A 13,466-nucleotide genomic window follows, 5' to 3' on the forward strand; every position below is an offset into this window, starting at 1 on the left:
GTTTTCACGAGCGGATGGGGTTTCCGCGCTCCGGGCACACGGGGCACCGCCGCGCTCCGGCCCGCGTCCGGCATCCCGCCGCGACGGCTCACGGGCCCCCGGCGTGAGCCGGTCATGATCCCGGTGCGCTCTTGGCGTGCTCCTTGCCGCCCCTACCCGGCACGGCAGAGCGCCGACCATGCTCATACCTACCTTCCCGACGGCATCCGGCCCGGCTCTGTCCGCTGCTGCCGTACGTATTCGACGCCGCACCCTGGGCCGTCTGCCCGGTCGCGACAGTCCGCGACGTTCCTTCCCTCCACTGACAGAACGGAACGCCATGAACACACGTCCAGCGCCGGCCCGTGTGCTGCGCGCCGACCTCGCCGCGTCCCTCGTCGTCTTCCTCGTCGCGCTCCCGCTGTGCGTGGGCGTGGCGGTCGCCTCCGGAGTCCCCGCCGAACTCGGCCTGATCACCGGCATAGTCGGCGGACTGGTCGCCGGGCTGCTGCCCGGGAGCAGTCTGCAGGTGTCCGGCCCCGCGGCCGGTCTGACCGTCCTCGTCTACACCGCCGTCACCGAGTACGGCCTCGCCGCGCTCGGTGTCGTGGTCCTCCTGGCGGGACTCGTCCAACTCGCGCTCGGAGCGCTGCGGATGGGGCGCTGGTTCCGTGCGATCTCGCTGGCCGTGGTGGAGGGCATGCTGGCGGGCATCGGGCTGTTGCTGATCGCCGGTCAGCTGTACGTCCTCGCCGACCGCAAGGGCCCCGGCGCGGGCGTGCCGAACATCGTCGGCCTGCCGGGTCTGGCCGCGGAGGTCGCGCGCTCGGCGACCGCGCTCACCGCGCTCGCCGTCGGCGCGGGCACCATCGCCGTGATGGCGGGCTGGAAGAGGCTGCCCGCCCGCTGGCAACTGCTCCCCGGCGCGCTGGCCGCCGTGGGCGGTGCCACCGCCCTGACGGTCGTGCTCGGCCTGCCGGTGGCCCGGGTGCGGGTGAGCGGTCTGGCCTCCGCCGTCCAGCCGCCGGGCTCCTCGGAGTTCGCCAAGCTCGCCGACATGGGGCTGCTGGCCACGGTGCTCGCGTTCGCGCTGATCGCCTCCGCGGAATCCCTGTTCAGCGCCGCCGCGGTCGACCGGCTGCACACCGGGCCGCGCACCGACTACGACAAGGAGCTGATGGCGCAGGGCATGGGAAACACGGTGTGCGGGCTGCTCGGCGCGCTGCCCATGACCGCGGTCATCGTGCGCAGCGCCGCCAACGTGCAGGCCGGTGCCCGCACCAAGGCGTCGCGGGTGCTGCACGGCGTCTGGCTCCTGCTGTTCGCGGCGCTGCTGCCCGGCGCGCTCACCCACGTGCCCACCGCCGCGCTCGCCGGTGTCCTGGTATACGCGGGTTTCTCCCTCCTGCCGGTGAAGGGGCTGTCGGCGCTGTGGAGTTCCCACCGGGGTGAGGCGGTGGTGCTGGCGGCGACGGCGCTGGCGATCCTGTTCACCAACATGTTCGAGGGCGTCCTCATCGGTCTGCTGCTGGCCGTGGTCAAGGCCGCCTGGGAGACCTCCCACGTCCACATCGAGGTCACGGACGACGGGGAAGGGCTGGTCAGCGCCCAGGTGATCGGCAATGCCACGTTCCTGCGGCTGCCGCGCATCCTGGAGACACTGGAGAAGCTCCCCAAGGACCGGGCCGTACACCTGCATCTCGCCGGACTGCGCCACCTCGACCACGCGTGTCTGAGCGCGTTGCGGAACTGGGCGGACGAGCACAACCGGGCGAGCAGCGAGGAGGTCCGGCTGGTGCATCCCGCCTGAGGCGAAGCTGTCGACAGGTCTGAAACCGTGTCAGGGTGGTACGCGTCTTCGTGGTGTGCGGAGCGTCCCGTTCCGTGCGTGGTCGTGTCGAGTACGAGACTGAGGAGCCCGCCGTGCCGCGTCCCCGATTTCGCTGGTCCGCCGTCGCCGTCGTGGCCGCCGGTCTGACGCTGGGCGGTTGCGGTGGCGACCACTCGGAGGCGGCGGCCACCAGCAGTGCTCCGAGCGCGTCCGCCAGTGGGAGTGTGGTGGACGGCAGTGGCAGCCCGTCGCCGTCGCCGACCCCGTCGGGGCCGGGCGCCGCCGCGTCCGGCGGGCGCTGCCGGACCGCCGATCTCGGCTTCGCGATCGTGCCGACCAGCCGCGCCAAGAACCCCAACCTCCAGTACGCGCTGACCGTCACGCTCACCAACAAGGGCGCCAAGTCCTGTGTGATGACCGGGTATCCGGGTGTGGACCTCGTCGGACCCCTGACGTGGTCGCTGGCCCGGCAGACCGCCGTACAGCCGCACCGGGTCACGGTGCGGCCGGGCGCCACCACCACCTTCAACATCTTCTATCTGCCGTACGTCCAGGGCAGCGGCGACGAGTTCAAACCGACCCGCATCGTGGTGACCCCGCCGGGCGAGACGCACTCCCACACCCTGCCGTGGCCGGTCGGCTCGATCCTGCTCCAGGACGCGGCCACCCACCCCGGTACGTATGTGAGTCCGGTCGGGGCCAAGTGACCGGGAGGTACGGGCTCAGGTGAACGGACGCTGGTCCGGGGGGATCTGGACCATGATGGTGGCGCGCTTCTCCGCGGGCGTCGCCCCCTGGCGGCTGGCCCACGGCTCGTCGGAGCGCATCCACGCCGGGAGCCCCGGCGGCAGGTCGGCCGAGGGAATGGTGGCGAGGTCGGCCGGGGTGAGGGTGCTCCCGTAGAGGGCGAGCGGGCGGTTCGTGTCGGGCGTGACCGTGCCGTGCAGCGCGTTGAGCGCCTCGTTCCAGTTCGTCAGGAGCCTGGTCATGGCCTCCGCCGGGTCGGTCCCGGAGGCCGCCGCGCTGTCGGGGAAGGTGGGATGGAGGATGTGCTGGTAGGCGCCGTCGAACGCCGCGCCTGAAGGGGTCTTCCGCCAGGTCTTGTACGCGGTGTCGGCGAGCCCGCCCAGCGCGATCACCGCCTCGATGGGCTGATGGGCGACGATGGCGTCCAGCCAGCCGTGCCGGTACGCGGCGATGTGCTCGTCCTTGGCGTGCGCGTTGCCCCCGCCCTGCCCGAACACGCTGTACACATACGTGTTGACCATCACGTAACTCGTGTCGATGCCGAGCTTGGCCAGGAAGCCCTGGAAGCGGCGGCCCGCGGTCCCGACGAGGATCCGGCGGGTGACGGCCTCGTGGGCGGCCGGGTCCTGCCCGAGGACGAGCACGCGGGCCGTGCCGTCGAGGCGCCCGCGGTGGAAGATCGGGCCCCACTCCACCCGGAAGTCGGTGGCGGGATAGATCTCGGGGCCGGGGTAGTCGCGCACGAGCGAGGCATACGGCTCCTGTGCGTAGCCGGGGTCGAAGGGGTGCATGCGGGGCTCCTACTCCATGCGGGCGATCAGTCATGACAGAAGGTGATCGCTGGATGACATTACGGCATGGTGTCTATTAAGTGATGTTCATCCGATATGTGGTGTTCATCCGTGCCTCTCGGGGGGTGGCGAGAAGGGACCCGCATGTCGCCTGGAGCAGATGCCCCGGATACCGGCCGGTTCGCCCTGCGCGGCCGGATCGTCACCCTTGACGCGGCGGACACCGTGATCGAGGACGGAACCCTCTATGTGGCCGACGGGCACATCGCGGCGGTGCTCCCGGCCACCGCGCCCGCCCCGCCCGGCTTCGACGGGGTCGCGCCCGTCGAAACACACGGCTCGGTCTACCCCGGGCTGATCGAGCTGCACAACCACCTGCCGTACGACGTGCTGCCGCTGTGGCAGGTGCCGAAGAAGTACGGCAACCGCTCCCAGTGGGGCGGCAGCGGCAACCCCGCCTACCGCACCCTGGTCACCGGGCCGATGAAGGTGCTCGGCCAGGACCCCCGTCTGATGCCGGCCGTCGTGCGGTATGTCGAGGCCAAGGCCCTGGTCAACGGCACCACCACCAGCCAGGGCATCGCCCTGTTCAGCAACGCGGGCGCCCGCCGCATGTACCGGGGTATCGTCCGCAACGTCGAGCAGACCGACACACCCGACCTGCCCGAGGCGGCCTCGCGCATCGCCGACGTGGAGGCGGCCGACGCCGAGAAGTTCCTGGCCCGGCTCAAGCAGCCGCACCGGCTGCTCCTCCATCTGGCCGAGGGCACCGACGCGGCCGCCCGGGCGCACTTCCAGGCCCTCCAGTTCGAGCCCGGCAAATGGGCGATCACCGAGAACCTGGTGGGCATCCACTGCACCGGCCTGACCGCCGACGACTTCACCGTCTTCGCCGACCACGGCGGCTCCATGGTGTGGTCGCCCCTGTCCAACCTCCTGCTGTACGGGAAGACCGCGGACATCGCCGCCGCCAAACAGGCCGGTGTGCTGATGGGCCTGGGCTCCGACTGGTCGGTCTCGGGGAGCAAGGGGCTGCTCGGCGAGCTCAAGGCCGCCCGGCTGGCCTCCACCGCCGCCGGATCCGTCTTCAGCGACCAGGAGCTGGTCGCCATGGTCACCCGGGACGCGGCCAGGATCCTGCGCTGGGACACCGCCCTGGGATCGCTGGGTGCCGGGATGCGCGCCGACCTCGTCGTCGTCGACGGCGCCGAGGGGGACCCGTACACCTCGCTCATCGACGCCCGCGACAAGGACATCCGGCTGGTCGCCGTCGACGGTGTCGCCCGCTACGGATCCCGTCGGCTCATGCACGCCCTCGCCCCGGGCGAAACCCTGGAGCAGGTCCCCGGGATGGCGGCGGATCACGTACTGCACCTGCACGACGGCACGGCCGACACCATCGTGGCCGGGCTGTCCCTCGGCGAGGCCCATGACCGGCTGACAGCCGCACTGGCCGACCTACCGGCCCTCGCCGACGCCCCCGTCCCGCCGATGACGGCGGCGCCCGACGGGAGCGTGCGCTGGCAGCTGGCCCTGGACGAGATCGAGCCCACCGGCGCCGAACTGCGCCCCCGCCTGCCGCTGCTGAGCGCGAACGGGGCGCCGCACCCGTCCGGGCCCGGCATCGGCGTGCTCACCGCCGCACCGGTCGCCCTCGAACCGGTGGTGCTCGACGCCCTGACCGCGTCCGGCGACCACACCTTCCTGGACACCCTGGCCGACGAGGCCAACCTGCCCGCCGACTACGCCGACGCGCTGTCCCGCCTGCTGACCTGACCACCCCGCCCCCGTGGAAGCCGTATCCGGCAGAGAAGGAGTCCGGCATGCTGGTCACCCAGCTCGCCCTCGTATCCGAAACCGACGAGATCACCCCCTCCCAGCTCACCCGCGTGGCCGCCGCCCTCCAGAAGCAGGCCATCCGGGACTTCGCGCCGCTGTGGCAGATCCCCGCCTCCGTCGACGCCTTCGACAGCCTCCACGACGTGCCCGTCGGCTACTGGCCGATGATCGTCCGCGACGACATCGGTGAACCCGGGGCGGCCGGTGTCCACATGGACAAGAACGGCCAGCCGTTCTCCCTGATCCAGTACAGCGACAGCTGGTCGCTGACCGCCAGCCACGAAATGCTGGAGATGCTCGGCGACCCCTGGGGCAACCGGCTGGTGGCCGGGCAGTCGCCGAAGAAGGGCCAGGGGGTGGTGGAGTTCCTCGTCGAGGTCGCCGACCCCTCCGAGGCCCCCGAGAACGGCTACACCATCAACGGGTTCCTGGTCTCGGACTTCTTCACCCCCAACTTCTACGACCCCGTTCAGGCTCCCGGCGTGCGCTACAGCTTCACCGGCAAGCTCGACGGCCCGCGCAAGATCCTGGACGGCGGATACCTGAGCTGGCGCGAACCGGTCAGCGACCACTGGTGGCAGCAGATCTGGTTCGGCACGAAGAACCCCACCTTCCGCGACCTGGGCAAGCTCACCGCCCGAACCGGCAGTCTGCGCTCGGCCATCGACGCCCGTACCAAGACGAACGAGCGGATCGCCGCCAGCGGCCCGGAGTCCGACCGCTTCGCCGCCGCCAGGACACTCACCGCCGCCGTCAAGGAGACCACCGCCTCCCGCGCCGACCTCTGGCGCAGCCAGATCGAGGAGCTGAAGGCCGGACAGGTCACCGAAGGAACCTGGGAGGGGGGCAAGGCCGAGCATGGATAGCACCCCGGGCACCGGCCCGTCCGACGAGGACGCCACCGGTCGACAACCCCCGGAGGACGGCCCTGCCGAGACCCCCGCCGATTCCTCGGCGGAGGCGACCGGCTCGAAACCCCCGGCACCGGGCAAGGAGAGCCTGCGCGAGGCCGTTCACCGCCGGATGCGCGAACTGGACGACCGCGGTGCCGAAGAGCCCGCCCCGGACGGCGAACTCGGACCCGAGGACGAACCCCCGGACTGACCGACGGGACGGTCCGCACCACCACCGACCTCAGGAGGTGACCCGATGCCCCACTCCTCGCCGCCGCCCCCGACGGCCGCCCGGCCCGCCCGGCCCGTCACGGCCGAGCAGGGGTTCCTGCGGGCCTGGGCCGCGCTCGTTCCGGCGGCACTGGGCGTCGTCTACTTCCTGTGGCGCGCCCCGGACGTCGACCTCCCCCGCCTCCAGCTCGCCGGTACGGCAGCGGCGGCCAAGGAGGTGTACGACGGGCACGCCCCGGCGTTCCGGGATGCGTTGGTGGCCCACATGGTGTGGGTGGCCTGCGGCGCCGCGACGCTGCTGCTGGTGTTCCAGATCGGGCACCACGCGTACTCGGGGCTGCGCGGCCGTCAGGTCTCCTACTGGGCGATGATCGCCACCTTCGCGGGCGCGGTGTTCGGTCTCGTCGAGAACGGTCTGCTCGTCGGTGCGCTGAGGGTGCGGGGCCCCGTCGACGACTGGCCGTTCGCCACGGCGACGGCGCTGGAGACCGTCAAGTGGCTGCTGCTCGGCGCCTCCACGGTCATCGGCGCGAGGGTGTGGGCGACCACGGTCTCGCGGGCGGGCAGGGGGATGCGGAGGAAGGCCGAGGACCCGGAACCGGCCCCGGTCCTGGACACCGACGGTGCCGACGCGACCACCGGGGCACCCCACCCCCGACACCCCACCGACACCCCGAGGGTCGTCCCGCCCTGGCCCGTCGCCGACGCCGACGGGCGGATCTGGCCGACCGGCGTCGCCCACCCGCACACCGAGCCCGGCACCGAGTCGGCGCACTGGCGCTACCAGAGCACCACGGCCCCCGGCCGGCAGCACGCGAAGCTGGGCTTCTGCGTCTCCGGGGGAGGCATCCGCTCGGCCACCGTCACCCTGGGAGCCCTCCAGGCACTGCGCCGGTCGCTGCGCGAGGCCCGGTACCTGGTCTCCGTCTCCGGCGGCGGTTACACGGCGGGCGCGATGCAACTGGCCCTCGACGACACCCTCACGTCCAGGGACGCGTTCGCGCCGGGCTCGCCCGAGGAGGACCACCTGCGGCGGCACTCCAAGTACGTCGCCGACGGCACCGGACAGTGGATGGTCGCCCTCGGAGTGCTGCTGCGCGGTCTGCTCGCGTCCCTGTTCCTGCTGGCCGCCGCGACCGGCACCATCGGGCTGATCCTGAGCTGGGCCTATCACGACGTACCGGTGACCGATCTGACCGGGCTTGCCGAGCCCGGCATCCGCTTCTGCTCCCACTGCACCGCCACCCCGGCGCGCCCGTCGTTCCGCGACCCGGCGGTGTGGACGGTCGCGTACGCGCTCGTGGCGGCCGCCGGGATCTGGCTGCTGTGGCTCGCCGTGTACGTGTGGGACCGCGCCGACCAGGCGGCCCGCTGGCTGGCCCGGGCCTTCCAGGCGTTCGTCGTGCTCACGCTCGCGCTGACCGCCGTGGTCTTCGTGCTCCCGCTGCTCGCCTGGTCGGCGGTCTACCTCCAGACCCGGCACCAGGTCAGCCGCCCCGACGCGACGGTGGGCGCGGGCCTGACCGTCCTGGTCACCTATTGCGCGGCGCTGGTGGGCACCTTGTGGCGGCGGCGCAAGACCGTGCGCACGGGGCTGTCCAAGGTGATGGACGCCGTCCGCGGGCGGTCGGGCCTGACCCGTGCCGTCCCCAACGGCCTGCTCCAGTATCTGACGGTGTGGGTCGTGCTGATCCTGCTCACGGCCGTCTTCCTGCTCCTTCTGGGCTGGGCGACCGCCACCGGCTGGGCCTGGCCGCTGTGGATGCAGATCTGCGTCCCGGCCGTGCTGGTGTTCATCGGCTCGCTCCTGGACCAGACGTGGATGAGCCTGCACCCCTTCTACCGCCGTCGCCTGGCCTCCGCGTTCGCCGTACGCCGTGAGGTCCTGCCCGGCACGGAGGGTACGCAGGTGGCCCGGCCGTACGACTTCGCCACCGAGACCACCACACTCAGCGAGTACGGCGCGCGCAAGCCCGACTTCCCCCAGGTCATCTTCGCCGCCGCGGGGAACCTCTCCGGCAGCGAACGCACGCCGCCGGGCCGCCGCGCGGTCTCCTACACGCTCTCCCATGACTATGTCGGCGGTCCCGATGTGGGCTACGCCTGCACCGCCTGTCTGGAGCAGCGCTCCAAGCGGCACATCGCACGGGATCTGACCGTCCAGTCGGCCGTCGCGATCTCGGGTGCGGCCTTCGCCTCCGCCATGGGAGCGCAGGCCCGGGCCTTCCAGGTGCTGTTCGCCCTCTCCAACGCCCGGTTGGGCAGCTGGCTGCCCAACCCCGGCGCCGTCGCCGAGCAGTGGAGCGCCCCGCGCTGGCCGGCGCCCCCGGCGCCGCTGATCCGCCGACTGCCGTATCTGCTGCGCGAGGTGTTCGGCCGCTATCCGATGGACGACCGGCTCCTGCTGGTGACCGACGGCGGCCACTACGAGAACCTCGGTCTGGTGGAGCTCCTGCGGCAGGGTGTGCGTACGGCGGTGTGTATCGACGCCAGTGGTGACAGCCCGCCCTTCGCGACCACCCTCGCCCAGGCGATCGCGCTCGCCCAGGAGGAACTGGGCATCACCATCACCCTGCACGAGCCGACCACTCTCGTCCCCGGCAGCGGCGACCCGCTGGAGCCGCCGAGCGTCCTCTCCGCGCTCAACTCCCGCCTGTCCCGGACGTTGGTGGTCACCGGCGACATCACCTACCCCGAGGACCTGGACATCGACGGCGACCGCGGCCGCCAAGGCACCCTGATCGTGGCCCGGGCCACGCTGACGAAGGACCTGCCGTACGAACTGCTCTCGTACGCGGCGGCCCACCCGGTCTTCCCGCACGACAGCACCAGTGACCAGTGGTTCGACCACCGGCAGTTCGACGCGTACCAGACCCTCGGGCGCTGTCTGGGGAAGCGGGTGCAGGAACTGCTGGACGGGGCGGAGGCGTCCTGAGGGGCGAAAGGCTCCACAACGGGGGAACGGAACGGTGATGGCGGGCACGGCCGAAGAACAGGGTGGGCGGCGCGGGGGTACCGCGTGGCCGAGGTTGCGGGCGGAACACGTGGTGGGCGCGGGCGCGGTGCTGGGCGTCGCCGCCCTCGTCGAGCGCATACCGAGGTTCGTGCCCGCACGCGAGTACATCCTGTGCCACACCTCGCCGACCCTCGACCACCTGACCCTCACGGCCCTGGGCCTGGTACTGGCGGCCGGGGCCGCCGCGGTGGCGGGCGGCGTCATGATGCAGGCCCGGCGGGCCCCGGGCCGGGCGCTCCCCGTCGTATGGCTGGTGATCGTCGCCGCCCTGCTGGTCGCGGCGGACGGGGTCGACGCCCACGGCGAGGCGTTGGCCGCGAAGCAGGCGGCGACGGAGTTCACGGAAGGCGCGTGCGACTACGTCCCGCAGGAGTACAGCGCGACGCCGGGATGGTTCTTCTGGTGATCCACCTGGCCGCGTCGCTGGGCCCCGCCGTTTCTACGCGTCCGCCACGGCAGCGGCCAGTTCGGCGAGGGCCGTGGCCTCCGGGGTGTGCTCCTCGGCGCTGAACACATGGACCACCAGGCCCGTTTCGCCGGGTGCCGCCGGTACGTGGAGTGTCTCGAAGTCCAGGGTGAGGAGCCCGGCGACCGGGTGGCGCAGTTGTTTGCGGCCCGCCGCGCACATCACGATCTCACCGGACGCCCAGATCTCGCGGAACTCGGCGCTGCGGGCGGACAGTTCGGTGATGAGCGCGGTGAGTTCCGCGTCGTCCGGGTAGTTGCCCGCGGCCACCCGCAGCTGGCCCACGGCCTCGGCCGCCCGGTCCCGCCACTCGGGGTGCACCACCCGGGAGGCCGGGTCGAGGAAGAGGTAGCGCGCGTTGTTGGGGTCGCGGCGGGCCGGGTCGGCCAGACCGCCGATGAGCTCGGCGCCGAGGCCGTTCCAGGCCACCACGTCGAGGCGGTGGTCCGTGGCGAAGGCGGGCATCTGGGTCATGGAGTCCAGGACCCGTTGGAGCACGGGGCTGACCCGGGCCCGGGGCGCGGGCCCGCGCCTGGCGGCGGCCAGCGTGGCGAGGTGTCCGCGCGCGGCGGTGCCCAGGCCGAGCGCCCGGGCCAGCGCGTCCAGCACCTCGGGCGACGGCTGGGTGGCGCGGCCCTGTTCGAGGCGTACGTAGTAGTCCACGCTGATCCCGGCGAGCTGGGCCAGCTCCTCGCGGCGGAGCCCGCGCACGCGCCGCCGCCGACCACCGGCGAGGCCGACGTTCTCCGGGGCGACCCGGCCCCGGCGGGCGCGCAGGAAGGCGCCCAGTGCGCGGTGGGTGTCGCCGACGCCGTCGATCCGGCCGAGGGTGTCGGTTTGGTCGTCGGTGCCGGGGTCCACGCCGTTCATACGGTCAAGTATGCGTGGCCCTCGCAGTACCAGGAACGCCGGTCCGCCGGTCGAACCGGGTGCTGGCTGCCCGGCCGCGTCCGGGGGAGGGTTGGCGGCATGAACGACACCACCGCCCAGGACCGGCAGCCCAAGAAGATCCTCCTCGTCAGCGCCCACCCCGAACCCCGCTCGCTCAACGCCGAACTGACCGCCTTCGCCGCCGGCCATCTGCGTGCGGCCGGGCACGAGGTGCGGGTGTCCGACCTGTACGCGATGAAGTGGAAGGCGGTGCTGGACGCCGACGACTTCCCCGACCACCCCGGCGACCGGCGGCTGGACGTGATGGACGCCTCGGAACGGGCCACGCTGGCGGGCCGGTTGGCGCCGGACATCGCGGCGGAGCAGGAGAAGGTGCGCTGGTCGGACGCGGTGATCCTGCAGTTCCCGATGTGGTGGTTCTCGACGCCCGCGATCCTGAAGGGCTGGATCGAGCGGGTGTTCACCAGCGGGTTCGGCTACGGCCCCGCGCTTCCCCCGCCGTACAGCGAGAACACCCTGGGCGGGCGGCGCGCGCTGGTGTCGGTGACGGCCGGTGCGCGGGCGTCGGCGTTCTCCGATCGCGGTATCCACGGGGCGCTTGCGGACGTCCTCCACCCGTTGCAGCACGGCCTGTTCTGGTTCACCGGCATGGCGCCGCTGGAGCCGTTCGTGATGTACGACGCGAACGAGGTGTCGAAGGAGGAGTTCGCGGCGGCGAAACTGGCGTACGGGCAGCGCCTGGACGGGCTCTTCACCGATGAGCCGGTCCCGTACCGCACGCTCGTCGGCGGCGACTACGGGCGTGACATGCGACTGCTGCCGGGCGTGGAGGCGCCGGGGGTCAGCGGCCTTGAGCTGCACGTACGGCCGCGCGGCTGAGCGCCTGTCAGTCGCGGCGGCGCAGCCCCGCGTAGAAGGTGGTGGCGGCGGTGAGCAGCAGCAGGCCCAGGGTGACGGCCACGGTGATCTCCGTGGTGTTCTCCTGGTCCGGGCTGTCCGGAAGGCGTGGCTTCAGCAGGCCGAGCGGGTCCTTGCGGATCTCGACGCGGTCGCCGACCTCGGCCTGTCCGAAGCAGTTCTGCTGCTGGGACACCCTGTGCACGCTGTGGTCGCCGCCGGTCTCGGTGACCGTGCAGAACATGTCCGGGCCGCGCCGGTTGTGCTCGTCGACGACCTGGGTGACCACCGCGGGGACCGGCTTCCCGGCCGTCTTCATGTACACCTCGTACATCGCGGGCCCGGCGAACAGCATGAGCGCGAAGCAGCCGACCGAGGCGAGCGTGGCGGCTCCGGCGCGGTGCCAGCCACCGCCGATGAGACAGGCGGCGAGGGCCGTGAAGCCGAGCGTGACGATCACGCCGAGCCAGGTCGCGTACTGACCGATTCCGGCGCCCAGGGCCGTGCCGCCCGGTATGAGCAGGGCCCACAGCGCGGAGTTGAGCGCCCGGCGCCCGCCGCGCACGCCTTCCGGCGACCGTTCCGCCGCCACGACGCTCATGCTGTCCTGCCCCCGTCTGTCCTGTCGATCAACGGGGACAGCCTAGTCAGGGCCGCATGAGGATCTTGACGGCGCCGTCGGCCCCGCGCGCGAGGATGTCGTACGCGTGCGGCGCCTGCTCCAGCGGGAGGTGGTGGGTGGCGAAGTCGTCCACGCCGAGCGGGTCGTCGTCGGCGAGGAACGACATGATGTCGTCGCTCCAGCGGTGGACGTTGGTCCGGCCCGTGCGCAGCTGGACGTGTTTGTCGGACAGCGTCATCAGCGGCAGGGGGTCGCTCATCCCGCCGTAGTTGCCGGCCAGCGAGATGGTGCCGCCCCGGCGGACCAGGGCGACGGCCAGTTGGAGGGCGGCCGTCCGGTCGGGGCCGTTGCCGCAGGCGCGCCGCGCGGCCCGGCCCTGCGGCCGGTCGGGTCCGGACGCCTGCCCGCCCAGGGCCAGTCGGCCGAGGAGGCCGTCATGGGCCTCGGTGCCCACGGCGTCGATCACCGAGTCGGGGCCCCGGCCGAACGTATGGGTGCCGATCGCGGCTATCAGGTCGTCCTGGCTTTCGTAGTCACCCGGATCGAACACCTCCACGCCCCGCTTGCGCGCCCGCGCCAGCCGCTCGGGCACCACGTCGACGCCGATGGCGTGGGAGGCGCCGCGCTGCAGGGCGATCCGGCAGGCCATGTCGCCGAGCGGGCCGAGGCCGAGCACGGCGACGGTACCCGCCGGCGGGACGTCCGCGTACCGGACCGCCTGCCAGGCGCTCGGCAGTACGTCGGAGAGGTAGACGAAACGGTCGTCCTGCGGCCCCTCGGGCACCCGGATCGGCCCGAACTGGGCCTGCGGCACCCGCAGATACTCGGCCTGCGCGCCCGGCACCGATCCGTACAGCTCGCCGTGGCCGATGAGCGCCGCCCCGGTGTCGCGGCCCGGGTCATGGGTGGTCCGGCACTGGGCGGGCAGGCCCGCCGAGCACATCCAGCAGTGCCCGCAGGCGATGTGGAACGGCACGACGACCCGGTCGCCCGGCTTGATCTCCGTCACCTCGGGGCCGGTTTCCTCGACGATCCCGATGGCCTCGTGGCCGAGGACGTCTCCCGGCCTCACGAGCGAGGCGAGTGTGTCGTGCCGCTCGTACAGCCGGAGGTCGAAGTCGCACAGTCCGGTGGAGGTGACGCGCACGATCGCGTCGGTGCGTTCCCGGATGACCGGGTCCGGCACGGTCTCCACCCGGACGTTCCGCTCGCCCTGCCACGTCACAGCCCTCATCGGCGGTCCCTTCCCTCTCGTCGCGGGAG

Annotated in this window: 12 protein-coding genes; 8 read left to right on the forward strand and 4 right to left on the reverse strand. The window is 72.3% G+C overall.

Features of this window, described 5'->3' with window-relative positions; all coding sequences use genetic code 11:
* Positions 1 to 319 precede the first annotated feature (319 nt).
* Together BX283_RS34995 and BX283_RS35000 are read left to right on the forward strand one after the other, a co-directional pair.
* Complete coding sequence (locus tag BX283_RS34995; protein ID WP_101391407.1) at positions 320 to 1,789, forward strand: SulP family inorganic anion transporter; 1,470 nt, start codon at positions 320 to 322, stop codon at positions 1,787 to 1,789.
* Positions 1,790 to 1,902: 113 nt separating this feature from the next.
* Positions 1,903 to 2,517 (forward strand): DUF4232 domain-containing protein, encoded by a 615-nt coding sequence (locus BX283_RS35000; RefSeq protein WP_101391408.1) that lies wholly within the window; start codon positions 1,903 to 1,905, stop codon positions 2,515 to 2,517.
* Positions 2,518 to 2,532: 15 nt separating this feature from the next.
* Here BX283_RS35000 and BX283_RS35005 read toward each other — a convergent pair whose 3' ends face one another.
* Positions 2,533 to 3,348: a uracil-DNA glycosylase family protein gene (locus BX283_RS35005; protein ID WP_101391409.1), complete on the reverse strand. Its 816-nt coding sequence runs from the start codon at positions 3,346 to 3,348 to the stop codon at positions 2,533 to 2,535.
* 144 nt (positions 3,349 to 3,492) lie between these two features.
* Here BX283_RS35005 and BX283_RS35010 point away from each other — a divergent pair, with 144 nt between their 5' ends.
* From BX283_RS35010 to BX283_RS35030, 5 genes are read left to right on the forward strand one after another with little or no spacing between them, the layout of a single operon-like run.
* Positions 3,493 to 5,124 carry an amidohydrolase family protein gene (locus tag BX283_RS35010; RefSeq protein WP_101391410.1) on the forward strand — a complete coding sequence of 544 codons (1,632 nt, stop codon included), beginning with the start codon at positions 3,493 to 3,495 and terminating at the stop codon, positions 5,122 to 5,124.
* Between the two features lie 47 nt (positions 5,125 to 5,171).
* On the forward strand, positions 5,172 to 6,053 hold the full coding sequence (locus BX283_RS35015; RefSeq protein ID WP_101391411.1) for a hypothetical protein: 882 nt from the start codon (positions 5,172 to 5,174) through the stop codon (positions 6,051 to 6,053).
* The gene (locus BX283_RS35020) at positions 6,046 to 6,291 is read left to right on the forward strand and encodes a hypothetical protein (protein ID WP_101391412.1); all 246 of its coding nucleotides are present in this window, start codon (positions 6,046 to 6,048) and stop codon (positions 6,289 to 6,291) included. The genes BX283_RS35015 and BX283_RS35020 overlap by 8 nt, the downstream gene beginning before the upstream one ends.
* Positions 6,292 to 6,336: 45 nt before the next feature.
* Entirely contained in the window at positions 6,337 to 9,246 is a 2,910-nt protein-coding gene (locus BX283_RS35025) for a patatin-like phospholipase family protein (RefSeq protein ID WP_101391413.1), read from the forward strand.
* Positions 9,247 to 9,283: 37 nt separating this feature from the next.
* Entirely contained in the window at positions 9,284 to 9,733 is a 450-nt protein-coding gene (locus BX283_RS35030; protein ID WP_143676534.1) for a hypothetical protein, read from the forward strand.
* A 33-nt stretch (positions 9,734 to 9,766) separates the two neighbouring features.
* On the opposite strand, the gene BX283_RS42225 is transcribed toward BX283_RS35030, so the two are convergent.
* Positions 9,767 to 10,663: a helix-turn-helix transcriptional regulator gene (locus BX283_RS42225; protein ID WP_101391415.1), complete on the reverse strand. Its 897-nt coding sequence runs from the start codon at positions 10,661 to 10,663 to the stop codon at positions 9,767 to 9,769.
* Between the two features lie 99 nt (positions 10,664 to 10,762).
* Here BX283_RS42225 and BX283_RS35040 point away from each other — a divergent pair, with 99 nt between their 5' ends.
* A complete protein-coding gene (locus BX283_RS35040) occupies positions 10,763 to 11,563 on the forward strand; it encodes an NAD(P)H-dependent oxidoreductase (protein ID WP_101391416.1) in 801 nt (266 codons plus the stop codon).
* 7 nt (positions 11,564 to 11,570) lie between these two features.
* Here BX283_RS35040 and BX283_RS35045 read toward each other — a convergent pair whose 3' ends face one another.
* Positions 11,571 to 12,182: a hypothetical protein gene (locus BX283_RS35045; protein ID WP_101391417.1), complete on the reverse strand. Its 612-nt coding sequence runs from the start codon at positions 12,180 to 12,182 to the stop codon at positions 11,571 to 11,573.
* Positions 12,183 to 12,228: 46 nt separating this feature from the next.
* Entirely contained in the window at positions 12,229 to 13,437 is a 1,209-nt protein-coding gene (locus tag BX283_RS35050) for an alcohol dehydrogenase catalytic domain-containing protein (protein WP_101391418.1), read from the reverse strand.
* Positions 13,438 to 13,466: the final 29 nt, after the last annotated feature.

The organism is Streptomyces sp. TLI_146 (genome assembly GCF_002846415.1).
In the GTDB taxonomy this organism is placed as follows: Bacteria; Actinomycetota; Actinomycetes; order Streptomycetales; family Streptomycetaceae; genus Streptomyces.

Excerpts from the sequence above, each read along its gene's own strand:
- BX283_RS34995 (WP_101391407.1), top strand. The coding sequence starts at position 320 with ATGAACACACGTCCAGCGCCGGCCCGTGTGCTGCGCGCCGACCTCGCC.
- BX283_RS35005 (WP_101391409.1), bottom strand. The coding sequence starts at position 3,348 with ATGCACCCCTTCGACCCCGGCTACGCACAGGAGCCGTATGCCTCGCTC.
- BX283_RS35010 (WP_101391410.1), top strand. The coding sequence starts at position 3,493 with ATGTCGCCTGGAGCAGATGCCCCGGATACCGGCCGGTTCGCCCTGCGC.
- BX283_RS35015 (WP_101391411.1), top strand. The coding sequence starts at position 5,172 with ATGCTGGTCACCCAGCTCGCCCTCGTATCCGAAACCGACGAGATCACC.
- BX283_RS35020 (WP_101391412.1), top strand. The coding sequence starts at position 6,046 with ATGGATAGCACCCCGGGCACCGGCCCGTCCGACGAGGACGCCACCGGT.
- BX283_RS35025 (WP_101391413.1), top strand. The coding sequence starts at position 6,337 with ATGCCCCACTCCTCGCCGCCGCCCCCGACGGCCGCCCGGCCCGCCCGG.
- BX283_RS35030 (WP_143676534.1), top strand. The coding sequence starts at position 9,284 with ATGGCGGGCACGGCCGAAGAACAGGGTGGGCGGCGCGGGGGTACCGCG.
- BX283_RS42225 (WP_101391415.1), bottom strand. The coding sequence starts at position 10,663 with ATGAACGGCGTGGACCCCGGCACCGACGACCAAACCGACACCCTCGGC.
- BX283_RS35040 (WP_101391416.1), top strand. The coding sequence starts at position 10,763 with ATGAACGACACCACCGCCCAGGACCGGCAGCCCAAGAAGATCCTCCTC.
- BX283_RS35045 (WP_101391417.1), bottom strand. The coding sequence starts at position 12,182 with ATGAGCGTCGTGGCGGCGGAACGGTCGCCGGAAGGCGTGCGCGGCGGG.
- BX283_RS35050 (WP_101391418.1), bottom strand. The coding sequence starts at position 13,437 with ATGAGGGCTGTGACGTGGCAGGGCGAGCGGAACGTCCGGGTGGAGACC.